Raw genomic sequence first — 24350 nt, 5'->3', positions numbered from 1 at the left:
ACGTCAGTCGCCAGCTTCAGAGAAATTTTTACGTGTCTTTATTTGCGCCATGCTTTCCAGAATTCGATGATAATTTTCAAAGCGCGTTTCAGCGATATCGCCGCGCGCCACGGCTTCACGAATGGCGCAACCCGGATCGGTGTCATGACGGCAGTCGCGATATTTGCAATGGCCTAAATAGTCATGAAATTCAACGAAACCCTGGGTGATTTGTTCCGGCTCAAGGTGCCACAGCCCAAATTCTCGCACGCCGGGGGAGTCGATAACATCGCCGCCGCTCGGAAAGTGATACAGACGGGCTGCGGTGGTGGTGTGCTGGCCGAGTCCTGAGACATCGGAAACATCGTTAGTCAGTATTCGCTGCTCTTCGAGACCCAGTAGCGCATTAAGCAGGCTTGATTTCCCTACGCCGGATTGCCCGGCGAAAATACTGGTTCGCCCCGTTAGCGCTTCTTCCAGCGGTTTTAGCCCTTCGTGATGGCGGCTGGATACCATGAGCACCCGGTAGCCAATATGGCGATAGATAGCCATTTGCTCTTCAACGAATGCCATGCCGGCATCATCCAGCAAATCGATTTTGTTAAGCACAATCAGCGGTTCGATGCCAAGCGTTTCGCAGCCGACGAGATAGCGATCGATAATGTTCAGCGATAGCTCCGGCAGGATGGCGGAAACAATAACAATCTGATCTATGTTGGCCGCAATCGGTTTGACGCCGTCATAATAATCCGGGCGGGTCAGCACCGAACGACGCTCGTGCACGGCTTCGACGATGCCTTTAACCAGCACGCCCTGCGCGGCCGTTTTACCGGGGCGCCAGACTACGCGGTCGCCGGTGACCAGCGAGCGAAGCGTGCGGCGGATATTACAGCGGTGGACCACGCCGTCAGCGGTTTCCACATCGGCATGCATACCGAAGCGGCTAATGACTGTGCCGTCCTGCGGTTCGCCGAACAGGCTGTCGTCTATATCGGTCTTTTCAGGCCGGCTAAGCCGACGCTGGTGGTTGGCGTTTACGCGGCGCTGCTGGCCTTTCGAAAGTCTGTTTTTGCTCAATCGCTCTGGCTCCTGGTCGCTGCGGACAGACAAAACCTCTATGATACACGCTATTTTATACGAAATAACCTGGCAGCGCTGATGGGGCTGTCGTGAAATGGGGGGAGAAATGCCTGTGAGTGGAAATGAAAATAACCTGATTTGGATCGATCTGGAAATGACCGGTCTCGATCCCGAGCGCGATCGTATTATCGAGATAGCTACTCTGGTGACCGATGAAAATCTGAACATCCTGGCTGAAGGTCCGGTTATGGCTGTGCATCAGTCTGCGCAGCAGCTAGCGCTGATGGACGAATGGAATGTGCGTACCCATACCGGCAGCGGGCTGATAGAGCGCGTCAAGGCCAGCGCGTTTGATGAGCAGGCGGCGGAGCTGGCGACCATCGCGTTCCTGCAAAAGTGGGTTGCGCAGGGAAAATCGCCCATTTGCGGCAACAGCGTCGGCCAGGATCGCCGATTTCTGTTTAAGTATATGCCGCGCCTGGAAGCCTATTTTCACTATCGTTATCTGGATGTCAGTACGCTTAAGGAGCTGGCGCGCCGTTGGAAGCCGGAAATTCTGGCGGGTTTCAAAAAGCGTAATACGCACCAGGCGCTGGATGATATCCGGGAATCGGTTGCTGAGCTTGCCTGGTATCGTGAACATTTTATCCAGCTATAGTCCCGCGTACTGACCCGCAGGCGTCAGGCCATGCGCAAGGCGTGGCGAATCGGCATTGTGATGAAGAAATCGGCAGTTGCGCATAAAGCGAAAAAATTTGTGGCTAAATGCCTTGCAGCCCGAATGAATTCTCGTATAATGCGCCTCCCGTACCGGTACAGAAAGTTGCGGTACGTAGAGCGGGAATAGCTCAGTTGGTAGAGCACAACCTTGCCAAGGTTGGGGTCGCGAGTTCGAGTCTCGTTTCCCGCTCCAGAATGTTATACTGTTTTAGTCTGAATGAAGCTGAGCTGCATTAGCAGCAAAAGCCAAAATACGCGGGAATAGCTCAGTTGGTAGAGCACAACCTTGCCAAGGTTGGGGTCGCGAGTTCGAGTCTCGTTTCCCGCTCCAGACTTTAACGGCTTTCGGTTTTACGCGTTCTGTACTGCGCCAGCAGCAGAAGCCAGAATATGCGGGAATAGCTCAGTTGGTAGAGCACAACCTTGCCAAGGTTGGGGTCGCGAGTTCGAGTCTCGTTTCCCGCTCCAGAATTTTCTCCGTCGCGCCCCTTTAATTAACGTCTGAAGGCCTGAACAACCAGGCTGTCCTGATAATGCCTTAAGCGTATGAGGACGGATGCAGTATAAGTAAACGCGTTATACGTCAGGTGCGTCTGCAAGGCAGAAATGCGATTTTCGCGTAATTTTGTTTTTCGATACTTTTATACACAAGTTGACATTGCGGTTTGCTTCCCGGTTTACGCGCTTTGCAAACCGTTGTAAACAGACTTATCCACAGGTTCTTATTTTTCTTTCCCTGCTCTCGTCAGAAACTTCCTTTTACGTATATAACGTAACTTCTTGTTTTTACATTAATTAAATTTATGTGTTTTTGTTAATGTAGTTGCCTGAAACATTTTTTAGTATTGAATGACAACGGTTTTTTATTTTTATGCACACGTTGTGGATACGTTACGCATCGCGTGGCAGCCCCTTTTCCACGGCTCTGATAAGCCGCTGTTTTTTGGGGGGCTGAAGCGTGATCGCGTTATCGCTGCGCCGGGCGATTTGCCGCGCAATTGCCCAGTCGATGTGCTCATCCAGTAGCGGATGCTCGCCCCGTCGCTCTTGTAACGCAAGTAAAATAGCTTCATCCCACGGGGCGTTGCCCAGCGCAACGGCGATATTTCGCAGCCAGCGTAAATGCCCAATACGTCTAATGGGCGATCCTTGCGTCACCGTCAGGAATTTTTCTTCACTCCACTTAAACAATTCCAGTAGCGGCGGGGCGTGCAGCAGCTTGCGGGGGCTGAAATCCTCTTCCTGCGTTAATTGTGAAAACCGGTTCCAGGGGCAGATAAGCTGACAGTCGTCGCAGCCGTAAATACGATTGCCCATAAGCGGGCGCAGTTCTACAGGAATTGCCCCCTCCAGCTCAATGGTGAGATAGGAAATGCAGCGTCGGGCGTCTACTACGTAGGGCTCGACGATAGCGCCTGTCGGGCAGGTTGTGATACAGGCCGTACAGCGGCCGCAGTTTTCCTCTGTTGGGGTATCGACCGGCAAAGGCAGATCGATGAGCAGTTCGCCAAGAAAAAAGAACGAACCTGCGTCACGGCTGAGTATAAGCGAATGTTTGCCTGTCCAGCCAAGCCCGGCTTTTTCCGCCAGCGGGCGTTCCAGCAGGGGCGCGGAATCAACAAAAGGTCTAAAATTCAGCGAAGCGCAGTGTTGCTGGATAATTTCGCCCAGTCTCTTTAACCTGTTTCGTAATAGCTTGTGATAATCGCGACCCAGCGCATAGCGGCTGATGTAGCCCAGCCCGGTGTTCTTCAACGTGCTGGCGAAGGCTGCGTTGGCAGGGAGATAATTCATGCGCACGCTGATGACGCGCAGCGTGCCGGGCAGGAGTTCGTGGGGCCTTGCGCGCATCATGCCGTGGCGCGCCATCCACGCCATTTCGCCGTGGTATTGCTTATCCAGCCATGCCTGGAGCGCGGGTTCGCTGGCGCGCAGGTCGGTATCGGTAATGCCTACCTGCTGAAAGCCGAGCTCCTTGCCCCATTGCCTGATATTTTGCGCTAACTGATTGAGATCGAGGGGCTGTGACATGACGGACCATAACCTGAAAAATAACGCCGCGAGTATACCACATCAGGTCTGGCTTGCAGACTGGCTGCCTCGGGCGGAAAAAGAGGCGGCTGATGCGTTGGGTTTAACGTTATATGAACTGATGCTGCGTGCCGGCGAAGCGGCGTTCCAGGTTGCGCTGCGGGCTTACCCGAACAGCCGACACTGGCTGGTTCTCTGCGGCTGCGGTAACAACGGCGGCGATGGTTACGTTGTGGCGCGGCTGGCGCAGGCCGCCGGTATTGCGGTAACGTTGTTGGCGCAGGAAAGTGACAAACCGTTGCCGGAAGAGGCCGATACCGCCCGTACAGCCTGGCTGAATGCCGGCGGGGCTATTCATTGCGCCGATATTCCCTGGCCGGCAGATATCGATCTTATTATCGACGGGCTGCTGGGCACCGGGCTTAACAGCGCGCCGCGCGAGGCGGCGGCAAGGCTGATTGATTGCGCTAATCGCCATCCTGCTCCGGCTGTCGCGCTCGATGTTCCTTCTGGCCTGCTGGCGCAAACCGGGGCTGTGCCGGGCGCGGCTATCCACGCTAATCATACTGTGACGTTCATCGCGCTTAAGCTTGGCCTGCTTACGGGGAAAGCGCGGGACGTTGTAGGTAAACTGCATTATCATGCGCTTGGCCTGGAATCATGGCTTCAGACGCAGCCTGCGCCCGTTACCCGCTTTGATGCGCGTCAGCTTGCCGGCTGGCTGCCGCCCCGCAGGCCAACGGCGCATAAAGGCGATCATGGGCGGTTGGTTATCATCGGTGGCGACAGAGGTACCGCAGGCGCTATCCGCATGGCCGCTGAGGCGGCCCTGCGCGCCGGCGCAGGACTGGTGCGCGTACTGACGCGCAGTGAGCATATCGGGCCGTTGCTAACGGCGCGCGCGGAATTGATGGTACACGAGCTGACGCCTGAATCGCTTGAAGAGAGTCTGCAATGGGCCGACGTGGTTGCGATTGGCCCGGGCCTGGGCCAGCAAAGCTGGGGCAAAAAAGCCTTACGCAAAGTTGAAAATTTTCGTAAGCCGATGCTCTGGGATGCAGACGCCCTTAACTTGCTGGCAAACAATCCGGATAAACGTCAGAATCGAATCCTCACGCCGCACCCCGGCGAGGCCGCACGATTGCTTAACTGTACCGTTGCGCAGGTTGAAAACGATCGCCTGGCGGCGGCAGAACGGATAGTCAGGCGCTACGGCGGTTGCGTGGTGCTTAAGGGCGCAGGCAGCCTGATTGTCAGCAACGATGGGCATATTGGGATTGCCGATGTTGGAAATCCGGGTATGGCAAGTGGTGGCATGGGGGATGTGCTCTCCGGTATCATCGCTGCCCTGCTGGCGCAGAAACTGTCACTCCGGGATGCCGCAAGCGCGGGCTGTGTGGCGCACGGCGCGGCGGCAGACGCGCTGGCCCGGCGCTACGGCGCCCGCGGTATGCTGGCTGGCGATGTCATTAATGCGCTTTACGCTTTTGTTAACCCGACTGTGAGCTGACCTGTCATGATGAACCGAGTAATTTATCTTCCCGATGAGTCTGCAACGCTGGCGCTGGGCGCACGCCTGGCGCAGGCCTGCCAGGGCGGCGTCGTTTTTTGGCTGTATGGCGATCTCGGCGCGGGGAAGACAACCTTCAGCCGCGGCTTTGTGCAGGCGCTGGGGCATAAAGGCGCGGTAAAAAGCCCGACCTACACGCTGGTAGAGCCTTATGCGCTGGAAAAGCTGACGGTTTATCACTTCGATCTCTATCGCCTTGCCGACCCTGAAGAGCTGGAGTTCATGGGGATCCGTGATTATTTTGATCGCAACGCCATTTGTCTGGTGGAGTGGCCGCAGCAGGGGGCGGGGGTATTGCCCAATCCGGACGTTGAAATCCATTTACTTTATCAGGCGCAGGGCCGCGAGGCGCGGTTAACCGCCGTTTCTCAGGCCGGAGAGTCGCTATTGTCGCGTCTGGCTGTATAACAGGAAGACAGAACATGTATTGCGCTAAACGTTGGTTGTTCGCCGCGCTGTTGGTGTTGTGCGCACCGCTGCACGCGGCAAGTTTATCTGATATTCGCGTCTCCAATGGCGAAGCGCAGGCGCGCATCACATTCAGCTTTGCCGGCGATCCGGAATATACCTTCACGCAGCAAAGCGCGCGTACGATGGCGCTGGATATTCGCCAGAGCGGCATTATTCAGGGGTTGCCGCTACAGTTTAGCGGCCATAACCTGGTCAGGAGCATTCGCGCCGGACAGGCGCAGGATACGCAGTCGCTACGCCTGGTGGTCAATCTGACGCAAAACGGTAAAATTCGCGCGGCGAAGCGGCGCAGCGGCGAGGGCTATCTGGTTATTTTTACCATTGATGCCGATGCGTCGCTGCCGGTTGCGGCGCAGCGGGAAAAGCGGCCAGTACCGCCGCCGCAACGCTTGCAGGAACCGGCGCGTAACCCGTTTAGCGCCGCCAGCGAACGCACAACGGCGGTGGTAAGCAGCAATACCGCCGTGCGTCCGGCGCGCGCTGCGAAAGCCGCTTCCGCCTCCGGGCAAGTGATTGTCGCTATTGATGCCGGGCATGGCGGCCAGGACCCCGGGGCGATAGGCGCAGGCGGCACACAAGAGAAAAACGTTACTATCGCCATTGCCCGCAAGCTGAAAAGGCTGCTTAATGCCGATCCGCTGTTTAAAGGCGTGCTGACGCGCGATGGCGATTACTTTATTTCAGTCATGGGGCGTTCAGACGTGGCGCGTCGCCAGAACGCCAATCTGTTAGTTTCCATTCACGCTGACGCAGCGCCCAATCGCGATGTGACCGGGGCATCGGTATGGGTGCTGTCAAATCGCCGCGCCAACAGCGAAATGGCCGGCTGGCTGGAACAGCACGAGAAGCAGTCCGAGCTGCTGGGCGGCGCGGGCGATGTACTGGCAAACAGCCAGGCCGACCCGTATCTCAGCCAGGCCGTGCTGGATTTACAGTTCGGTCATTCACAGCGCGTTGGTTATGCTGTCGCGACCAGCGTACTCAATCAGTTACAGGGTGTGGGCGTCCTGCATAAACGTCGCCCGGAGCACGCCAGTCTGGGCGTGTTGCGTTCGCCGGATATTCCGTCATTGCTGGTGGAGACCGGTTTTATCAGCAATAGCGCTCAGGAAAGAATGCTCGCAAGCGATAGCTTCCAGCAGCGTATCGCTGAGGCGATTTACCAGGGGTTGCGCAATTATTTTATAGCGAATCCGTTGCAAACCGCGCCGCCATCAGGGGCGGCGGCGCAGATTGCCAGCGCAGCCGAGCCGTTAGTGGGCGCTAACTAAGCGCCGATTCAAGGAGAAACAATGCCAATTCAGATCTTAACGCCGCAGCTTGCCAACCAGATCGCCGCAGGCGAGGTGGTGGAACGCCCTGCGTCGGTTGTAAAAGAGCTGGTGGAGAACAGCATTGACGCTGGCGCGACGCGTATTGATATTGATATTGAACGCGGCGGCGCGAAACTTATCCGCATCCGCGATAACGGCTGCGGCATCGGTAAGGATGAACTGGCGCTGGCGCTGGCGCGCCATGCCACCAGTAAAATCGCCACGCTCGACGATCTGGAAGCTATTGTGAGTCTGGGCTTTCGCGGCGAGGCATTGGCCAGTATTAGCGCGGTGTCGCGCCTGACGCTGACGTCGCGTACCGCCGCCCAGCAGGAAGCCTGGCAGGCCTACGCTGAAGGTCGCGATATGGCAGTTACGGTAAAGCCCGCCGCTCATCCGCAGGGCACCACGCTTGAAGTGCTCGATCTGTTTTACAACACGCCGGCGCGCCGCAAGTTTATGCGGACTGAAAAAACGGAGTTTGGTCATATCGATGAAGTGGTGCGGCGTATCGCGCTGGCGCGCTTTGATGTTTCCATCAATCTGAATCACAACGGGAAGCTGGTGCGTCAGTACCGCGCAGTGGCGCAGGGCGCGCCGCGCGAACGCCGCCTTGGCGCTATTTGCGGCGCGGCATTCGTAGAGCAGGCGCTGGCCATTGAATGGCAGCACGGCGAGCTGGCGCTGCGCGGATGGATAGCCAACCCGGCGGGAATAACGCCAGCGCTGGCGGAAACGCAATATAGCTACGTGAACGGGCGCATGATGCGCGATCGTCTGATTAATCACGCGATTCGTCAGGCTTGCGAGGAGAAGCTGGGAAGCGACAGGCTGCCTGCTTTTGTGCTCTATCTGGATATCGATCCGCACCAGGTGGATGTGAATGTACACCCGGCGAAGCATGAAGTGCGTTTTCATCAGTCCCGGCTGGTGCATGACTTTATCTATCAGGGGGTGCTGAGCGCTTTGCAACAGCAGACCGTACCGCCCTTACCGCTGGCTGATGAAAACGGCGCGCCGCTGCCTGCGTGGCAACCGGAAAACCGTGCCGCAGCAGGGCAGAATCATTTCGCCCAACCGATAGAGCCGGTTTCGCGCCGGGCGGCGAAAGGGGAGGAAAACCGTAACGCGTTGCGCGAACCGCCGACGAGCAGTTATGCGGGAGGCGGCGCGGCGCGCGGGAGCGAGGCGGGCTGGCCGCACGCGACGCCGGGATATCAGAAGCGTCAGGGCGCCCTGTATGAAAAACTACTACAAACGCCGGATGCGCCCGCCGCAGCGCCTACAGGCAAGCAGCCCGATATGCAACGCGCCGACGTTCTGGCAGGCCACAGCCAAAGTTTTGGCCGCGTGCTGTCCGTGCTGAAACCGGATATGGCGCTGCTCGAGCGCGACGGGCAACTGGCGCTGTTGCTGTTGCCCGTCGCGCAACGCTGGTTACGTCAGGCGCAGTTGGCGCCGGGGGAAGAAAAGCTGCGTGCGCAGCCGTTGTTGATTCCGGTACGCTTTAAGCTGGATGACGCTGAGCTGAAAACGCTGGCGCGTTGGCAGCCACAGTTGGCGCAAACCGGCATGGAATTCGCCGTTGAGTCGCGCCATGTGACTGTGCGCGCAGTGCCTTTACCCTTGCGACAACAAAATTTACAAATCTTGATTCCTGAACTGATAGGCTACCTTGCCCGCCAGGCGGATAACGATACTGCACGCATCGCCCGGTGGCTTGCCCGGCATCTGACGAGCGAGCACGGCGAGTGGAGCCATGCACAGGCGATTGCTCTGCTGGCTGATGTGGAGCGTCTGTGTCCGCAGTTGGTGAAGTCGCCGCCAGAAGGGTTATTACAACCGATTGATTTACAACCGGCGATGAACGCGCTTAAGCATGACTGAAGTCGAAAAAATAAATAAAGCGGATCTGCCAAAAGCCATTTTTCTTATGGGGCCGACGGCTTCAGGGAAAACGGCGCTGGCCGTCCAACTACGTAAGATTCTGCCCGTTGAGTTAATAAGCGTTGATTCGGCGCTTGTTTACAAGGGCATGGATATTGGTACGGCAAAGCCTGGCCCTGACGAGCTGGCGCAGGCGCCGCACCGTTTGCTGGATATACTTGACCCGGCGCAGGTCTATTCTGCGGCAGATTTTTGCCGCGATGCGCTGGCTGAAATGGCAGACATCACCGCTGCCGGGCGTATTCCGCTGTTGGTAGGCGGCACAATGCTTTATTTCAGGGCGCTGCTGGAAGGGCTTTCACCGCTGCCTTGCGCAGATCCAGCCGTACGTAGCCGTATTGAACAACAGGCGGCAGAGCAGGGATGGGATGCGCTACACCGGCAACTGCAGGATATCGATCCGGCGTCGGCGCAGCGTATTCACCCAAACGATCCGCAAAGGCTCTCCCGGGCACTGGAAGTTTTTTTTATTTCGGGTAAAACTTTAACGGAGCTGACGCGTACGTCGGGAGACGCTCTGCCGTATCAGGTGTATCAGTTCGCCATCGCCCCGGCGAGCCGTGAACTGCTCCATCATAAGATTGAGCAGCGTTTTCATCAGATGTTGGCTTCGGGTTTTGAAGCCGAGGCGCGGGCGCTTTTTGCCCGCGAAGACTTGCATAGGGATATGCCTTCCGTCCGTTGTGTGGGGTACCGTCAGATGTGGTCCTATCTGAGGGAGGAGATCACATACGATGAGATGGTTTATCGCGGCATTTGCGCAACGAGGCAACTGGCTAAACGTCAGATGACGTGGCTACGCGGTTGGAAAGAGGTTCACTGGCTGGACTCTGGCAATCCAAAGTCAGCTCTTGACGAAGTGGTGCAGGTTGTTAGTGCGTAACATTAATGAACGTGTACAATTAAGGCGTCTCGTGTGCAAATTTTGACATATTTTTCAGAGCCTGTAGGTTCGCAAGTATAAACAACAAGCTATAAGGAAAAGATAGAATGGCTAAGGGGCAATCTTTGCAAGATCCGTTCCTGAACGCATTGCGTCGGGAACGCGTTCCGGTTTCTATTTATTTGGTGAATGGTATTAAGCTGCAAGGTCAGATTGAGTCTTTCGATCAGTTTGTCATCCTGTTGAAAAACACGGTCAGCCAGATGGTCTATAAACACGCAATTTCTACTGTCGTGCCTTCTCGTCCGGTTTCTCACCACAGTAACAATACCGGTGGCGGGTCCAGTAGTTATCATCACAGTAATAATAACGCGCAGCCGTCGTCTTCTGCGCAACAGCAGGACAGCGACGATACCGAATAAGGTAACCGGGCTGTCGTTCCATGTCGGGGGACCAGGTTATCTGCGTTCCCCGCTGGTATTTTTGAGAGGTTATACGCTTGTTTGACCGTTATGATGCCGGTGAGCAGGCGGTGCTGGTCCACATCTGGTTTGTGCAAGACAAAGACATGGAAGATATCCAGGAATTCGAATCTCTGGTTTCTTCCGCAGGTGTCGAGGCTTTGCAGGTGGTTACCGGTACCCGTAAGGCTCCGCACCCTAAGTATTTTGTTGGTGAAGGCAAGGCAGCAGAAATTGCTGATGCCGTTAAAGCCACCGGCGCATCAGTTGTGCTCTTCGACCATGCGTTGACCCCGGCTCAGGAACGTAACCTTGAGCGGCTGTGCGAGTGCCGCGTTATTGACCGCACTGGCCTGATTTTAGATATTTTCGCCCAGCGTGCGCGTACTCATGAAGGTAAGCTGCAGGTTGAGCTGGCGCAGTTGCGCCATCTGGCGACGCGTCTGGTGCGCGGCTGGACCCACCTTGAGCGCCAGAAAGGCGGTATTGGGCTGCGCGGCCCCGGTGAAACGCAACTGGAAACCGACCGCCGCCTGCTGCGTAATCGCATCAGTCAGATCCTTTCTCGCCTTGAAAAAGTTGAAAAACAGCGCGAGCAAGGCCGACGCGCACGCACGCGCGCCGACGTGCCGACCGTTTCTCTGGTGGGCTACACCAACGCCGGTAAATCCACCCTGTTTAATAGCCTGACGTCGGCGCAAGTGTACGCCGCAGACCAGCTTTTTGCGACGCTGGATCCGACGCTGCGTCGCATTGACGTTGCTGATGTCGGCGAAACTGTGCTGGCTGATACGGTTGGTTTTATCCGCCATCTTCCGCATGATTTGGTCGCGGCATTTAAGGCGACGTTACAGGAAACCCGACAAGCCACGCTTTTGCTGCATGTGATTGACGCCGCCGATCTGCGGGTGAAGGAAAATATTGAAGCCGTAGAGTTGGTGCTTGAGGAAATTGATGCCAGGGAACTGCCAACGCTACTGGTTATGAACAAAATCGATATGCTGGAGGATTTTGTGCCGCGTATCGACAGAAATGAAGAAAATATACCGGTGCGGGTCTGGCTTTCTGCGCAGACCGGCGCTGGTTTGCCACTACTTTACCAGGCTTTGACAGAGCGCCTTTGCGGTGAGTTAGCACAGCATACGCTGTTGCTCCCGCCGCAGGCAGGGCGGCTGCGCAGCCGGTTTTATCAGCTTCAGGCGATAGAAAAAGAGTGGATGGAGGAAGACGGCAGCATTGGGCTACAGGTGAGATTGCCTGTAGTCGACTGGCGGCGACTCTGTAAGCAAGAACCGGGGCTGGCGGATTACCTTGTGTAAACCTTGCCAGCCTGCCTGAAGACTTTCTTCCCAATTGGGGATATCAGGCACTTCTGGGCTGCATCGCAACGATGGCTGAACGACTTTCCCGGCGCCTGGCGTCAGGGGCGGAAACGGCGGTTTGTCATGTAACGGCGCAGAATGTGTGAAAGGTATATCACCGCACAACAATTATGGAGCATAAACATGGCGTGGAATCAGCCCGGTAATAACGGACAGGACCGCGACCCGTGGGGAAGCAGCAAGCCCGGCGGCGACTCTGGGGGAAATAAGGGCGGCCGCGAGCAGGGGCCGCCCGATCTGGATGATATTTTTCGTAAGCTGAGTAAAAAGCTCGGCGGTATCGGCGGCGGCAATAAAGGCGGCGCTCAGGGGCCGCGTGGCCAGACCGGCGGCAAAGTGATTGGCCTCGTTGCCGCTATTGCGGTTATCGGCTGGGCCGCCAGCGGTTTTTATACCATTAAAGAAGCCGAACGCGGCGTTGTAACGCGTTTTGGCAAATTCGATCATCTGGTTGAGCCTGGCCTTAACTGGAAACCGACTTTTATCGATGACGTGCGTGCGGTTAATGTGGAATCCGTGCGTGAACTGGCAGCCTCCGGCGTAATGTTGACGTCTGATGAAAACGTTGTGCGCGTGGAAATGAACGTGCAGTACCGCGTGACCGATCCGCAGCGCTATTTATACAGCGTTACCAGCGCCGATGACAGCCTGCGCCAGGCTACGGACAGCGCGCTGCGCGGCGTTATCGGCAAATATACGATGGATAAAATTCTGACGGAAGGCCGCACGATTATTCGTAGCGACACGCAGCGCGAACTTGAGGAAACGATCCGACCGTACAATATGGGCATTACGCTTCTGGACGTCAACTTCCAGGCGGCGCGTCCGCCGGAAGAAGTGAAGTCTGCGTTCGACGACGCCATTGCGGCGCGTGAAAACGAGCAGCAATATATTCGCGAGGCCGAGGCTTATACCAACGAAGTGCAGCCGCGCGCCAACGGCCAGGCGCAGCGTATTCTTGAAGAGGCGCGCGCGTACAAGACGCAGACTGTGCTGGAGGCGCAGGGCGAAGTGTCCCGCTTCGCGCGTATCCTGCCGGAGTACAAAGCAGCGCCGGAAATTACCCGCGAGCGTCTCTATATCGAAACAATGGAGAAAGTGCTCAGCAATACCCGCAAAGTGCTGGTTAACGATAAGGGCGGCAACCTGATGGTGTTGCCGCTGGATCAGATGCTTAAAGGCGGGGCGCAGGCCGACGTAAAGCGCGGTAGCGACAGCGATCTGCTGCGTCTTCCGCCTGCGGCAGACAGCAGCAAGCGCGCTAATCGCCCTGCGTCATCCAACAGTGGCGATATCATGGACCAGCGCCGCGCGAATGCGCAGCGCAATGACACCCAGCGCCGGGGGAGAGAATAACGATGCGTAAGTCAGTCATTGCCGTCATTATCATTGTGCTGATCGCACTTTACGCCTCGATTTTCGTGGTGAAAGAGGGTGAGCGCGGCATTACGCTGCGCTTTGGGAAAGTTGTGCGCGACGATGAGAACAAGCCGCTGGTGTATGTGCCGGGCCTGCATTTTAAAGTTCCCTTTATCGAATCGGTAAAGAGGCTGGATGCGCGTATCCAGACGATGGATAACCAGGCGGATCGTTTTGTTACTAAAGAGAAGAAAGACCTGATCGTCGATTCTTATATTAAGTGGCGCATCAGCGATTTTAGCCGTTACTATCTGGCTACCGGCGGCGGCGACGTCTCTCAGGCGGAAGTGCTGCTCAAACGTAAATTCAGCGACCGTCTGCGTTCTGAAATTGGTCGTCTGGACGTCAAAGATATCGTTACCGATTCACGCGGTCGCCTGACGCTGGAAGTGCGCGAAGCGCTAAACTCCGGCTCTGCGGGCACGGAAGATGAAGTGGAAACGCCGGCGGCCGATGACGCCATTGCGAAAGCGGCGGAGCGCGTGGCGGAAGAGACGAACGGCAAAGTTTCGGTTATCAACCCGAACAGTATGGCGGCGTTGGGAATTGAAGTCGTGGACGTGCGTATTAAGCAGATAAACCTGCCGACTGAAGTGTCTGAAGCGATTTACAACCGTATGCGCGCCGAGCGTGAAGCGGTTGCGCGTCGCCATCGTTCACAGGGCCAGGAAGAAGCGGAGAAATTGCGTGCGGCGGCGGATTACGAAGTGACCCGCACGCTGGCGGAAGCCGAGCGCCAGGCGCGTATTACGCGCGGTGAAGGCGATGCTGAGGCGGCGAAACTGTTTGCCGATGCGTTCAGCAAGGATCCGGACTTTTATGCCTTTATCCGCAGCCTGCGTGCTTACGAGTCCAGCTTCAGCTCTCAGCAGGACGTAATGGTGCTTAGCCCGGAAAACGATTTCTTCCGCTATATGAAGACGCCGACGCGTAGCCAGCGCTAGCCGCTGGGTAAAACAGGTAAAGTAAGTCATTACTGACCCGCCTGTAGCAGCGACGGCAGGCGGGTATGAATAGTCGCAAAGAGGCATTTTCCCCCTCTTTGGCCGCAACCTGAAGCCGGACGCGTTCCGGCTTTTTTTGTGTTAATGGAATGAGAATGAACACGACTTTGTTAGGCGCGCTGGCGTTGGTGCTGGTCCTGGAAGGGCTTGGCCCGATGCTATTTCCTTCGCTGTGGCGGCGCATGATTAGCGCGATGACAAGCCTGCCGGATACGGTGCTGCGCCGCTATGGCGGCGCGCTTGTCGTTGCAGGTTTTGTTATTTACTACATGTTGCACAGCGCGATGAGCTGAACTGAACTGGCGTAAGAAAGGGGTATTTTTTCTGCCATTAAGGGCTGAAACTCAATAAAACCGATGGTAGAATCCATTTTTAAGCAAACGGTGATATTTCAAAATGGGTAACAACGTCGTCGTACTGGGCACCCAATGGGGTGACGAAGGCAAAGGAAAGATCGTCGATCTTCTTACTGAACGGGCCAAATATGTTGTGCGCTACCAGGGGGGCCATAACGCAGGTCATACGCTGGTTATCAACGGTGAAAAAACCGTCCTCCATCTTATCCCCTCAGGTATTCTTCGTGAGAATGTCACCAGCGTCATCGGTAACGGTGTGGTGCTTTCCCCTGCTGCGCTGATGAAAGAGATGAACGCGCTGGAAGCCCGCGGTATTCCGGTTCGCGAGCGTCTTTTGTTATCTGAAGCCTGTCCGCTCATCCTTGATTACCATGTGGCGCTGGACGTTGCGCGTGAAAAAGCGCGTGGAGCTAAAGCCATCGGCACTACCGGGCGCGGTATTGGCCCGGCTTATGAAGATAAAGTGGCGCGCCGCGGCCTGCGTGTGGGCGATTTGTTCGATAAAGCCGCTTTTGCCGACAAACTGAAAGAAGTGATGGAATATCACAACTTCCAGCTAGTGAATTTTTATAAAGTTGAGCCGGTTGACTACCAGAAAGTGCTGGACGATACGATGGCGGTTGCCGACATACTGACCAGTATGGTGGTTGATGTCTCCGAGCTACTGGATCAGGCGCGCCTGCGCGGCGATTTCATTATGTTTGAAGGCGCGCAGGGTACGCTGCTGGATATCGATCACGGTACTTATCCTTACGTGACCTCCTCTAATACTACCGCTGGCGGCGTCTCTACCGGTTCCGGCGTTGGGCCGCGCTATGTCGATTACGTGCTCGGTATTCTGAAAGCCTACTCCACCCGCGTGGGCGCCGGTCCGTTTCCAACCGAGCTGTTCGATGACGTGGGCGAATTCCTGTGTGAAAAAGGCAATGAATTTGGCGCGACGACCGGCCGTCGCCGTCGCACCGGCTGGCTTGACGCGGTGGCGGTACGCCGCGCCGTGCAGATCAATTCGCTGTCCGGCTTCTGCCTGACCAAGCTGGACGTACTGGATGGTTTGAAAGAAGTGAAAATCTGCGTGGGCTACCGCCTGCCGGACGGCCGCGAAGTAACTACTACGCCGCTGGCGGCCGATAGCTGGGAAGGTATCGAACCCATTTATGAAACCATGCCGGGCTGGTCTGAATCCACTTTCGGCGTGAAAACGCGCAGCGGCCTGCCGCAGGCGGCGCTGAACTACATCAAGCGCATTGAAGAGGTGACTGGCGTACCGATTGATATTATTTCCACCGGGCCAGATCGTAGCGAAACAATGATTCTGCGCGATCCGTTCGACGCGTAATTTCACCTTTTGGGCGCGTAAACGCGCCCAAATTACGTTTTTTTCCTACTAAACTTACCCGTCATTATTAAATAAGTTAGCCGGTTTGCGTCTGGCTGGTTTATCATCATCAGACTATTATCCGCTTTAAGAGAGCGCTTTTGACGGTCTCTGCTTCGAGGTTACTGTGCAGTTAACGAGTTTTACCGATTACGGCCTTCGTGCATTAATTTATATGGCTTCCCTGCCCGAGGGGTGTATGACCAGCATTTCAGAAGTCGCCGAAGTGTATAATGTGTCTCGTAACCACATGGTAAAAATCATTAATCAACTCAGTAAGGCGGGTTACGTCACTGCGGTGCGGGGTAAGAATGGCGGGATACGCCTTGGCAAGCCGGCGCAGGAGATTCGCGTTGGCGATGTAGTGCGTGACATGGAGCCGCTGTCGCTTGTGAATTGTAGCCATGAGTTTTGCAATATTACCTCAGCCTGTCGTCTCAAGCTGGCTCTCTCCGGCGCGGTGCAGAGCTTCCTTCATGAACTGGACAAAACCACGCTGGCCGATTTAGTGGTGGAAAATAAGCCGCTATACAAATTATTGCTGGTGGAATAGCGCCTGAGCCACTGGCCCGCTGACAATGGAGGAACCTCAATGTCACAAGATCCCTTTCAGGAACGAGAAGCAGAAAAATATTCCAACCCTATCCCAAGCCGGGAATTTATCCTCGACCATTTATCCAAACGCGAAAAGCCCGCCAGCCGCGATGAACTCGCCGTTGAGCTTAACATTGAAGGCGAAGAGCAGCACGAAGCGCTGCGTCGCCGTCTGCGTGCCATGGAGCGCGACGGTCAGTTGATCTTTACCCGACGTCAGTGCTACGCGTTGCCGGAGCGTCTTGATCTGGTAAAAGGCAAAGTTATTGGCCACCGTGACGGCTACGGTTTCCTGCGTGTGGAAGGGCGCAAGGACGATCTTTATCTGTCCTCTGAACAGATGAAAGCCTGTATACACGGCGACGAAGTGCTGGCGCAGCCGCTGGGCGCTGACCGCAGGGGCCGCCGTGAGGCGCGTATTGTGCGCGTTCTGGCGCCGCGTACCGGGCAAATTGTGGGCCGCTACTTTACCGACGCGGGCGTGGGTTTTGTTGTGCCGGATGACAGCCGTCTTAGTTTCGATATTCTGATACCGCCTCAGGAAATCCAGGGCGCGCGTATGGGATTTATGGTTGTCGTCGAGCTAACCCAGCGCCCAACTCGCCGCACCAAAGCGATAGGGAAAATTGTTGAAGTATTGGGCGACAACATGGGTACCGGCATGGCGGTTGATATTGCGCTGCGTACTCACGATATACCGTACGTCTGGCCGCCGGCCGTTGAGCATGAAGTGGCAGGCCTGAACGAGCAGGTGCCGGAATCCGCGAAAGCCGGGCGCATTGATTTACGCTCGCTGCCGCTTATCACTATCGACGGTGAGGACGCCCGCGATTTTGATGACGCTGTTTACTGCGAGAAAAAACGCGGCGGCGGCTGGCGTTTGTGGGTGGCTATTGCCGATGTCAGCTATTACGTGCGCCCGCATACCGCGCTGGATAATGAAGCGCGCAGTCGCGGTACCTCGGTCTATTTTCCGTCGCAGGTCGTGCCGATGCTGCCGGAGGTATTGTCTAACGGCCTGTGTTCGCTCAACCCGCAGGTGGACCGCCTGTGTATGGTTTGCGAAATGACTATTTCCGCACGCGGGACGCTATCGACATACAAATTTTATGAAGCGGTAATGAGTTCGCACGCTCGTCTGACTTACACCAAGGTGTGGCATATGCTACAGGGCGATGCCGAACTGCGCGAGCAGTATCATCCGCTGGTGAAACCTGTCGAAGAGCTGCATCGCCTGTATAAAACGCTGGATGAGGCCCGCGCCGGGCGTGGCGGCATCTCGTTTGAAAGTGAAGAAGCCAAATTTATTTTTAATGCCGATCGCCGTATTGAACGCATTGAGCAGACCGTACGTAATGATGCGCACAAGCTGATTGAAGAGTGCATGATCCTTGCTAACGTCGCGGCAGCGCGCTTTGTGGAGAAGCATAAAGAGCCTGCGCTGTTCCGCGTACACGATACGCCGACGACGGAAGCGATTAATGCGTTTCGCTCCGTGTTGTCTGAACTGGGCCTTACGCTACCGGGGGGCGATAAGCCGCAGCCGAGCGACTACTCTGCTCTGCTGGCGTCGATTGCCGATCGCCCCGATCATGAAATGTTGCAAACCATGCTGCTGCGTTCCATGAAACAGGCCATTTATGATCCCGAGAACCGCGGACACTTCGGTCTGGCGCTCTCTTCTTACGGCCACTTTACTTCGCCGATTCGCCGTTACCCGGATCTGTTGCTGCACCGGGCTATTAAATATCAGCTCGCGAAGCTCGACGGCAATGAAGCGCGCCTGGCGCAAAACGGCGGCTGGCATTACAGCGTGGAAGAAATGCTGCAACTGGGCGAGCATTGTTCTATGACCGAGCGCCGCGCCGATGAGGCGACGCGTGACGTGGCCGACTGGCTGAAGTGCGATTTTATGCTGGACCAGGTAGGGCAGGTATTCCACGGTGTGATTTCCAGCGTGACGGGCTTTGGTTTTTTTGTGCGCCTGGATGAACTGTTTATCGATGGCCTGGTGCATGTCTCATCGCTGGATAACGACTATTACCGTTTTGATCAGATAGGCCAGCGTTTGATTGGCGAGTCTGGCGGGCAGACCTATCGCCTTGGCGACCGTGTGGAAGTGAAGGTGGAAGCGGTGAACATGGATGAACGTAAGATTGACTTCTCGCTAATTTCCAGCGAACGGGCGCCGCGCGGAGCAGGAAAAACTGCGCGTGAAAAAGCCAAAAAAAGCGCCGGTAAAGGCGCGGGAAAACGTCGACAGGCGGGCAAACGCGTAAATTTCGAGCCGGATAGCGCTTTTCGTAGCGAAAAGGATAAAAAAGCGCCGAAGGCAAAACACGTAAAGAAAGAGAAGAAAGCCAAAACGCCATCAGCCAAAACCCGTAAAATAGCGGCCGCGACGAAGGCGAAGCGCGCGGCGAAGAAGCAGGCGCAGTAGCGTGCCGCGCGGGCGCGGCGGCAACCGTTGTTGATGACAAACTGAACTAATGAGCAGCATTCATGAGTGAAACCATTTACGGCATCCATGCGGTGCAGGCCCTGCTGGAACGCGCGCCGGAGCGCTTTTTGCAGGTATTTATCCTGAAGGGACGAGAAGATAAGCGCCTGATGCCGCTGATCCAGGCGCTGGAAGCCCAGGGGGTCGCCATTCAGGCGGCAAACCGCCAGTGGCTGGATGAAAAAGCGGAAGGCGCCGTGCATCAGGGGATTATCGCGCGAGTGAAGCCAGGCCGCCAGTATCAGGAAAACGATCTGTCGGATCTGGTGGCGGCGCAGGCGCGGCCATTTTTGTTGATCCTGGATGGCGTCACCGATCCGCATAACCTCGGCGCCTGCCTGCGCAGCGCCGATGCCGCAGGCGTACATGCAGTTATCGTACCGCGGGATCGCTCGGCGCAGTTGAATGCTACGGCGAAAAAAGTAGCCTGCGGCGCGGCGGAAACGGTGCCGCTGATTCGTGTGACCAACCTGGCGCGCACGATGCGCCTGCTGCAGGAAGAATATAATGTGTGGATCGTCGGCACCGCAGGTGAAGCTGACCATACGCTGTTTCAGAGCAAGCTTGACGGCCCGCTGGCGCTGGTGATGGGCGCTGAAGGCGAAGGTATGCGTCGCCTGACGCGTGAGCGCTGCGATGAACTTATCAGCATTCCAATGGCCGGTAGCGTCTCCTCGCTGAATGTTTCTGTCGCAACGGGCATCTGCCTGTTTGAGGCGGTGCGTCAGCGCGCGTGATCTACAGCCCTGCCGCTTTCAACGACGGCGTTTGTTTTGTGCGCCGTCGTTCTGATTTGTGACTTCTCCCCAGGGCAGCGCGCCCGGCTAACGTCCATACTTTAGCCAGCGTTTGTAGGGAGGATACCCATGACATACCGGCAAACCCATACCGTTTTTAACCAACCGATACCGCTGAATAACAGCAATCTTTTCCTGTCTGACGGCGCGCTGCGCGATGCCGTGGCGCGCGAAGGCGCAGGCTGGGATGTCGAACTGTTGGCCAGTATAGGTCAACAGCTTGGCGCCGCTGAATCGCTGGAGCTGGGGCGGTTGGCTAATACGCACCCGCCGGAACTGCTGCGCTACGATCCCGGCGGCCGTCGGCTGGATGACGTGCGCTTTCATCCGGCCTGGCATCTGCTTATGCAGGGGCTGTGCGCTAACCGTGTGCATAACCTGCCGTGGCAGGAAGCGGCGCGTAAAGGCGCGTTTGTCGCCCGCGCAGCCCGTTTTGTGCTGCATGCTCAGGTTGAAGCCGGGACGCTTTGCCCAATAACCATGACTTTTGCCGCCACGCCGCTGCTTAGCGCATCAATGCCCGCACCGTTTTCCGCCTGGCTTAAGCCGTTGCACAGCGATCGCTACGATGCTCATCTGCAACCGGGTGAGCGTAAGCGCGGGCTGCTGATAGGGATGGGGATGACGGAAAAACAGGGGGGATCGGATGTGTTGAGCAACACCACGCACGCTATGCCGCTGGCGCAACGCGGGCCTGGCGAACCATACCGCCTGGTGGGGCATAAATGGTTTTTCTCCGTTCCACAAAGCGATGCTCACCTGATACTGGCGCAAACGAAGGGCGGTATTGGCTGCTTCTTCCTCCCGCGTTTTTTGCCGGATGGCGTTCGTAACGCCGTGCGGCTTGAGCGTCTGAAGGATAAACCCGGCAATCGCGCTAATGCCAGCGCGGAAGCGGAGTTTGACGGCGCCATTGGCTGGCTGATAGGGGAAGAAGGCGAAGGTATGCGCCAGATCCTGAAAATGGGCAGTATGACGCGTTTTGACTGTGCGCTGGGCAGCCATGGCCTGATGCGGCGCGCGCTTTCGGTGGCGCTTTACCACGTGCATCAGCGTCAGGCATTTGGCAAGCACCTTATCGATCAGCCGTTGATGCGTCAGCAGATTGGCCGTATGGCGCTGTGGATGGAGGGCCAGACCGCGTTTCTGTTCCGGCTGGCCCGCGCCTGGGATAGCCGCGACAGCGAACACGAGCGCGCCTACCTGCGCGTTTTCACGCCGGCGGCGAAATTTACGGTATGCCGCGCGGGTATTGATTTTGCTGCAGAATGTATGGAGGCGCTTGGCGGCAACGGTTATTGCGAAGAGAGCGAGCTGGCGCGTATTTACCGTGAAATGCCGGTGAACAGTATCTGGGAAGGCGCAGGGAATATTATGTGCCTCGACGTGCTGCGCGCGCTGGCAAAGCATCCTGGCATTGTCGATATGCTTAACGCCGAATTTGATGAAGTTCGCGGTCAAAATCGCCATTTCGATCGCGCGTGGCGGCAGTTGCAACAGCGGTTACGTACGCCGCGTGAAAGCCAGGGGCGCGTTATTACGCGACAACTCGCGCAGCTTGCCAGCGCAGCGCAACTGTTACGATATGCCTCGCCGCCGCTGGCTGCCGAATGGTGCCGCATGGTGCTCGATCCGCGAGGAGAGGCCATGCTGGCGGAAAGAACGCTGGATGATGTCCTGTTGCGTGCAACCGGCGCCGTGGCGGTTCAGGCATAAATTATGGCCTGCACGCGCCAGCTATCGGGAACGGCGTTCTCCTGCATATGAATAATTCGGTACCAGGAGGCGCCGCGCTCGTCGGCCTTTTGGGCGACGATATATTCCATCTCTTCCGGGTTGCCGCCGACGGCGTTAACTGAAATTATGCCAATTTCGTTAAGTCCGGTTACGCAGTCTGCGCTGGCCTCTTCCGCGGGCCTTGCTGCCGTAGTGATAAGTTCAGCGGTACAAAAAGTTGTGGGCAAAGCAAATAATTGTGCCATAAAGCGCTCCTTTCTTACTTTTACCCTGCCAGATTTCAGGGCTGTCCGTTGTGTTACTGCGTCCTTACCAATCTGTTATGGCATCCTTTATGCGCGCGCCATCATAGAGGGCGTGAAAAGCGGCTTTCTGCTAGCGATACAGAATGGCCTGCGTATACCATTGTCCTGGTACGACGGTTTCATCATTAACGACGATAAGGTAATAGCTGGCTTGCGCCGCCGTTGCTTTCGCACGGATCGCGGCTTCGCCGTCAGATGGCGCGCCGCGCGCTATAGCGCTCACCGTACCGATTTTTTTTAAACCCTGGGTTTGACTACGCTGTACTTCCTGTGGCGCGCCGCTGGCGGCAGGCGCAGGCTGCGGCGCGCTTTGCAAAGCGCTGCAGGCCGTCAGCAGAGGTAACATGAGCGCCGACAAGGGCAGCCACCGTAGTTTCATTCTGTTTTCCTTTTTTACTCAGTGTAGTCATGGCGATATTGCAGCGGTGGGGAATGTTCCAGAAATGCTGCCCGTGCCGCGCTTTTTTACTCGATTCAGCAAAAAAAGGTTAGCTGCCGCACACTGTCGCCAACGATGGCGACTTATTTTGCTAAAGCGAGTAGGTAAAATCACGTGCTGCGCGTATGTATATTATGAGGCGGGGGAGCTTATGATTGAATTGGTGAGTGAACGGCTGGCTTTGCGCCTTTTTTACTTTGCTGATATAGCCTTATGGCGGCGTTTTAATGCGTTGCGGCGGGCCAAACGATACGGCACGCGCCTGTAAGGCATAATGGGATGGTATTTTTACGCTACAGGTAGTAACAGATGTCGCGATGCATGCGGTTTTATTTGCCAGCGGCGTTGTGTTTATTGGCCTGTGCAAGTAGAATGGCGCGTCAATTTTTCGGCCGACTTAAACACGTTCCTTGCCTCCCCGGGCCCCGGCTGACCCAGACAGGAGGCTGATTAATCCGTAAGGAGCAAATCGATGCGTCATTACGAAATCGTTTTTATGGTCCATCCTGACCAGAGCGAACAGGTTCCGGGCATGATCGAGCGTTACACTGCCGCCATTACTGGCGCAGAAGGCAAGATCCACCGTCTGGAAGACTGGGGCCGCCGTCAGTTAGCTTATCCGATCAATAAACTGCATAAAGCTCACTATGTTCTGCTGAACGTAGAAGCGCCGCAGGAAGCGATCGATGAGCTGGAAACTAACTTCCGCTTCAACGACGCCGTTATCCGCAGCATGGTTATGCGTACCAAACACGCAGTGACCGAAGCATCTCCGATGGTTAAAGCGAAAGACGAGCGCCGCGAGCGTCGTGAAGAATTCGCTTCTGACAGCGCTGATGCTTCTGATAATGCTGGGGATTCTGAAGAGTAATAACTGATGGCCAACCGTCTGGCGCTGTCCGGCATCGTGTGCAGGGCGCCCCTTCGTAAGGTCAGCCCATCAGGAATTCCTCACTGCCAGTTCGTGCTTGAGCATCGTTCCGTGCAGGAGGAGGCCGGTTTTCACCGGCAGGCGTGGTGCAGAATGCCGGTTATCGTTAGCGGGCAGGAAAACCAGGCCATTACTCACAGTATAACGGTCGGCACGCGCATCACCGTTTCAGGTTTCATCAGCAGCCATCAGGCGCAAAATGGAATAACTAAACTGGTATTGCATGCCGAGCAGATTGATTTGATAGATTCTGGAGACTAGCCAAATGGCACGTTATTTCCGTCGTCGCAAGTTCTGCCGTTTCACCGCGGAAGGCGTTCAAGAGATCGACTATAAAGATATCGCTACGCTGAAAAACTACATCACCGAAAGCGGTAAGATTGTCCCGAGCCGTATCACCGGTACCCGTGCAAAATACCAGCGTCAGCTAGCCCGTGCTATCAAGCGCGCGCGCTACCTGTCTCTGCTGCCGTACACTGATCGTCATCAGTAACCGGCCACGGTCCACTAATACGACTTTGAGAGGATAAGGTAATGCAAGTTATTCTGCTTGATAAAGTAGCAAACCTGGGAACCCTGGGCGACCAGGTAAACGTTAAAGCGGGCTATGCTCGTAACTTTTTGGTTCCGCAGGGCAAAGCTGTGCCGGCTACCAAAAAGAACGTAGAGTTCTTCGAAGCTCGTCGCGCTGAGCTGGAAGCCAAACTGGCTGACGTTCTGGCGGCGGCTAACGCTCGTGCTGAGAAAATCAACGCACTGGGCACGGTTACCATCACGTCTAAAGCGGGCGATGAAGGTAAACTGTTCGGTTCTATCGGTACTCGCGACATCGCTGATGCTGTATCTGCGGCTGGCGTTGACGTGGTTAAGAGCGAAGTTCGTTTACCGAACGGCGTTCTGCGCGCTACCGGTGAGCATGAAGTGGAATTCCAGGTTCACAGCGAAGTCTTCGCTAAAATTATCGTGAACGTCGTTGCTGCATAAGCTCGCGTCATGGTGTTAAAAAGCCCGCCTAAGCGCTGAGGAATCCCCAGTAATGGGCGGGTAAAAAAG

General features: G+C 56.1%; 23 protein-coding genes, 3 tRNA genes and 1 pseudogene. 23 read left to right on the top strand and 4 right to left on the bottom strand.

The window, feature by feature from the left end; translation table 11 throughout:
* Positions 1-3: 3 nt before the first annotated feature.
* The gene (gene rsgA, locus JJB97_RS11835; RefSeq protein WP_238714206.1) at positions 4-1056 is read right to left on the bottom strand and encodes a small ribosomal subunit biogenesis GTPase RsgA; all 1053 of its coding nucleotides are present in this window, start codon (positions 1054-1056) and stop codon (positions 4-6) included.
* A gap of 115 nt (positions 1057-1171) precedes the next feature.
* Here rsgA and orn point away from each other — a divergent pair, with 115 nt between their 5' ends.
* The 4 genes from orn (at position 1172) to JJB97_RS11815 (ending at position 2247) form a co-directional block, all read left to right on the top strand.
* Positions 1172-1717, top strand: a complete 546-nt coding sequence (gene orn, locus JJB97_RS11830) for an oligoribonuclease (protein ID WP_238714205.1) — start codon at positions 1172-1174, stop codon at positions 1715-1717.
* A 179-nt stretch (positions 1718-1896) separates the two neighbouring features.
* Positions 1897-1972, top strand: a tRNA-Gly gene (locus JJB97_RS11825).
* 62 nt (positions 1973-2034) lie between these two features.
* Positions 2035-2110, top strand: a tRNA-Gly gene (locus JJB97_RS11820).
* Between the two features lie 61 nt (positions 2111-2171).
* Positions 2172-2247: transfer RNA gene (locus JJB97_RS11815), tRNA-Gly, on the top strand.
* 423 nt (positions 2248-2670) lie between these two features.
* Here the strand turns inward: JJB97_RS11815 and queG are convergent.
* Positions 2671-3810 carry a tRNA epoxyqueuosine(34) reductase QueG gene (gene queG, locus JJB97_RS11810; protein ID WP_238714204.1) on the bottom strand — a complete coding sequence of 380 codons (1140 nt, stop codon included), beginning with the start codon at positions 3808-3810 and terminating at the stop codon, positions 2671-2673.
* Between queG and nnr the strand changes: the two are divergent.
* From nnr to JJB97_RS11735, 15 genes and pseudogenes are all read left to right on the top strand, one after another.
* A pseudogene (nnr, locus tag JJB97_RS11805) lies at positions 3809-5358 on the top strand (bifunctional ADP-dependent NAD(P)H-hydrate dehydratase/NAD(P)H-hydrate epimerase). The gene queG and the pseudogene nnr sit on opposite strands and share 2 nt — an antisense overlap.
* A complete protein-coding gene (tsaE, locus tag JJB97_RS11800) occupies positions 5327-5788 on the top strand; it encodes a tRNA (adenosine(37)-N6)-threonylcarbamoyltransferase complex ATPase subunit type 1 TsaE (protein WP_238714202.1) in 462 nt (153 codons plus the stop codon). The pseudogene nnr and the gene tsaE overlap by 32 nt, the downstream one beginning before the upstream one ends.
* Positions 5789-5802: 14 nt before the next feature.
* Positions 5803-7122, top strand: coding sequence for an N-acetylmuramoyl-L-alanine amidase AmiB (amiB, locus tag JJB97_RS11795; RefSeq protein WP_238714201.1), 1320 nt, complete (start codon positions 5803-5805; stop codon positions 7120-7122).
* 21 nt (positions 7123-7143) lie between these two features.
* Entirely contained in the window at positions 7144-9051 is a 1908-nt protein-coding gene (gene mutL, locus JJB97_RS11790; protein WP_238714200.1) for a DNA mismatch repair endonuclease MutL, read from the top strand.
* Positions 9044-9994, top strand: a complete 951-nt coding sequence (gene miaA, locus JJB97_RS11785) for a tRNA (adenosine(37)-N6)-dimethylallyltransferase MiaA (protein ID WP_238714199.1) — start codon at positions 9044-9046, stop codon at positions 9992-9994. The genes mutL and miaA overlap by 8 nt, the downstream gene beginning before the upstream one ends.
* A 107-nt stretch (positions 9995-10101) precedes the next feature.
* Positions 10102-10416, top strand: a complete 315-nt coding sequence (hfq, locus tag JJB97_RS11780) for an RNA chaperone Hfq (protein WP_238714198.1) — start codon at positions 10102-10104, stop codon at positions 10414-10416.
* 77 nt (positions 10417-10493) lie between these two features.
* Positions 10494-11774: a ribosome rescue GTPase HflX gene (hflX, locus tag JJB97_RS11775; protein ID WP_238714197.1), complete on the top strand. Its 1281-nt coding sequence runs from the start codon at positions 10494-10496 to the stop codon at positions 11772-11774.
* Positions 11775-11960: 186 nt separating this feature from the next.
* Positions 11961-13193 carry an FtsH protease activity modulator HflK gene (gene hflK / locus JJB97_RS11770; RefSeq protein ID WP_238714196.1) on the top strand — a complete coding sequence of 411 codons (1233 nt, stop codon included), beginning with the start codon at positions 11961-11963 and terminating at the stop codon, positions 13191-13193.
* 2 nt (positions 13194-13195) lie between these two features.
* Entirely contained in the window at positions 13196-14200 is a 1005-nt protein-coding gene (gene hflC / locus JJB97_RS11765) for a protease modulator HflC (RefSeq protein ID WP_238714195.1), read from the top strand.
* A gap of 155 nt (positions 14201-14355) precedes the next feature.
* Complete coding sequence (locus JJB97_RS11760; protein WP_238714194.1) at positions 14356-14553, top strand: DUF2065 domain-containing protein; 198 nt, start codon at positions 14356-14358, stop codon at positions 14551-14553.
* Positions 14554-14656: 103 nt separating this feature from the next.
* Positions 14657-15955 carry an adenylosuccinate synthase gene (locus JJB97_RS11755; protein ID WP_238714193.1) on the top strand — a complete coding sequence of 433 codons (1299 nt, stop codon included), beginning with the start codon at positions 14657-14659 and terminating at the stop codon, positions 15953-15955.
* A 166-nt stretch (positions 15956-16121) separates the two neighbouring features.
* A complete protein-coding gene (nsrR, locus tag JJB97_RS11750; protein WP_238714192.1) occupies positions 16122-16547 on the top strand; it encodes a nitric oxide-sensing transcriptional repressor NsrR in 426 nt (141 codons plus the stop codon).
* A 39-nt stretch (positions 16548-16586) separates the two neighbouring features.
* Positions 16587-19028 carry a ribonuclease R gene (gene rnr / locus JJB97_RS11745; RefSeq protein WP_238714191.1) on the top strand — a complete coding sequence of 814 codons (2442 nt, stop codon included), beginning with the start codon at positions 16587-16589 and terminating at the stop codon, positions 19026-19028.
* Between the two features lie 62 nt (positions 19029-19090).
* Positions 19091-19825 carry a 23S rRNA (guanosine(2251)-2'-O)-methyltransferase RlmB gene (gene rlmB, locus JJB97_RS11740; RefSeq protein WP_238714190.1) on the top strand — a complete coding sequence of 245 codons (735 nt, stop codon included), beginning with the start codon at positions 19091-19093 and terminating at the stop codon, positions 19823-19825.
* 129 nt (positions 19826-19954) lie between these two features.
* The gene (locus JJB97_RS11735) at positions 19955-21601 is read left to right on the top strand and encodes an isovaleryl-CoA dehydrogenase (RefSeq protein ID WP_238714189.1); all 1647 of its coding nucleotides are present in this window, start codon (positions 19955-19957) and stop codon (positions 21599-21601) included.
* Here the strand turns inward: JJB97_RS11735 and JJB97_RS11730 are convergent.
* Together JJB97_RS11730 and bsmA are read right to left on the bottom strand one after the other, a co-directional pair.
* Positions 21592-21867: a YdgH/BhsA/McbA family protein gene (locus JJB97_RS11730; protein WP_238714188.1), complete on the bottom strand. Its 276-nt coding sequence runs from the start codon at positions 21865-21867 to the stop codon at positions 21592-21594. The two genes, JJB97_RS11735 and JJB97_RS11730, sit on opposite strands and share 10 nt — an antisense overlap.
* 130 nt (positions 21868-21997) lie before the next feature.
* The gene (gene bsmA, locus JJB97_RS11725; protein ID WP_238714187.1) at positions 21998-22306 is read right to left on the bottom strand and encodes a biofilm peroxide resistance protein BsmA; all 309 of its coding nucleotides are present in this window, start codon (positions 22304-22306) and stop codon (positions 21998-22000) included.
* A 532-nt stretch (positions 22307-22838) separates the two neighbouring features.
* Between bsmA and rpsF the strand changes: the two genes are divergently transcribed.
* The 4 genes from rpsF to rplI are packed head-to-tail and all read left to right on the top strand — an operon-like array spanning position 22839 to position 24281.
* On the top strand, positions 22839-23237 hold the full coding sequence (rpsF, locus tag JJB97_RS11720; protein WP_238714186.1) for a 30S ribosomal protein S6: 399 nt from the start codon (positions 22839-22841) through the stop codon (positions 23235-23237).
* A 6-nt stretch (positions 23238-23243) separates the two neighbouring features.
* Positions 23244-23558, top strand: a complete 315-nt coding sequence (priB, locus tag JJB97_RS11715) for a primosomal replication protein N (RefSeq protein WP_238714185.1) — start codon at positions 23244-23246, stop codon at positions 23556-23558.
* 4 nt (positions 23559-23562) lie between these two features.
* A complete protein-coding gene (gene rpsR, locus JJB97_RS11710) occupies positions 23563-23790 on the top strand; it encodes a 30S ribosomal protein S18 (RefSeq protein ID WP_000135199.1) in 228 nt (75 codons plus the stop codon).
* Between the two features lie 41 nt (positions 23791-23831).
* The gene (gene rplI, locus JJB97_RS11705; RefSeq protein WP_238714184.1) at positions 23832-24281 is read left to right on the top strand and encodes a 50S ribosomal protein L9; all 450 of its coding nucleotides are present in this window, start codon (positions 23832-23834) and stop codon (positions 24279-24281) included.
* Positions 24282-24350: the final 69 nt, after the last annotated feature.

It is taken from the genome of Tenebrionibacter intestinalis (assembly GCF_016632365.1).
GTDB lineage: Bacteria > Pseudomonadota > Gammaproteobacteria > Enterobacterales > Enterobacteriaceae > Tenebrionibacter > Tenebrionibacter intestinalis.
Note: the sequence above shows the minus strand (reverse complement) of the source record. Positions and strands in the feature narration are given on the sequence as shown.

Coding starts and splice junctions, on each gene's coding strand:
- JJB97_RS11730 (WP_238714188.1), bottom strand. CDS start 21,867: ATGGCACAATTATTTGCTTTGCCCACAACTTTTTGTACCGCTGAACTT.
- priB (WP_238714185.1), top strand. CDS start 23,244: ATGGCCAACCGTCTGGCGCTGTCCGGCATCGTGTGCAGGGCGCCCCTT.
- hfq (WP_238714198.1), top strand. CDS start 10,102: ATGGCTAAGGGGCAATCTTTGCAAGATCCGTTCCTGAACGCATTGCGT.
- JJB97_RS11755 (WP_238714193.1), top strand. CDS start 14,657: ATGGGTAACAACGTCGTCGTACTGGGCACCCAATGGGGTGACGAAGGC.
- tsaE (WP_238714202.1), top strand. CDS start 5,327: ATGATGAACCGAGTAATTTATCTTCCCGATGAGTCTGCAACGCTGGCG.
- miaA (WP_238714199.1), top strand. CDS start 9,044: ATGACTGAAGTCGAAAAAATAAATAAAGCGGATCTGCCAAAAGCCATT.
- hflK (WP_238714196.1), top strand. CDS start 11,961: ATGGCGTGGAATCAGCCCGGTAATAACGGACAGGACCGCGACCCGTGG.
- JJB97_RS11735 (WP_238714189.1), top strand. CDS start 19,955: ATGACATACCGGCAAACCCATACCGTTTTTAACCAACCGATACCGCTG.
- rpsF (WP_238714186.1), top strand. CDS start 22,839: ATGCGTCATTACGAAATCGTTTTTATGGTCCATCCTGACCAGAGCGAA.
- JJB97_RS11760 (WP_238714194.1), top strand. CDS start 14,356: ATGAACACGACTTTGTTAGGCGCGCTGGCGTTGGTGCTGGTCCTGGAA.
- amiB (WP_238714201.1), top strand. CDS start 5,803: ATGTATTGCGCTAAACGTTGGTTGTTCGCCGCGCTGTTGGTGTTGTGC.
- rplI (WP_238714184.1), top strand. CDS start 23,832: ATGCAAGTTATTCTGCTTGATAAAGTAGCAAACCTGGGAACCCTGGGC.
- rpsR (WP_000135199.1), top strand. CDS start 23,563: ATGGCACGTTATTTCCGTCGTCGCAAGTTCTGCCGTTTCACCGCGGAA.
- mutL (WP_238714200.1), top strand. CDS start 7,144: ATGCCAATTCAGATCTTAACGCCGCAGCTTGCCAACCAGATCGCCGCA.
- rlmB (WP_238714190.1), top strand. CDS start 19,091: ATGAGTGAAACCATTTACGGCATCCATGCGGTGCAGGCCCTGCTGGAA.
- queG (WP_238714204.1), bottom strand. CDS start 3,810: ATGTCACAGCCCCTCGATCTCAATCAGTTAGCGCAAAATATCAGGCAA.
- hflC (WP_238714195.1), top strand. CDS start 13,196: ATGCGTAAGTCAGTCATTGCCGTCATTATCATTGTGCTGATCGCACTT.
- bsmA (WP_238714187.1), bottom strand. CDS start 22,306: ATGAAACTACGGTGGCTGCCCTTGTCGGCGCTCATGTTACCTCTGCTG.
- rnr (WP_238714191.1), top strand. CDS start 16,587: ATGTCACAAGATCCCTTTCAGGAACGAGAAGCAGAAAAATATTCCAAC.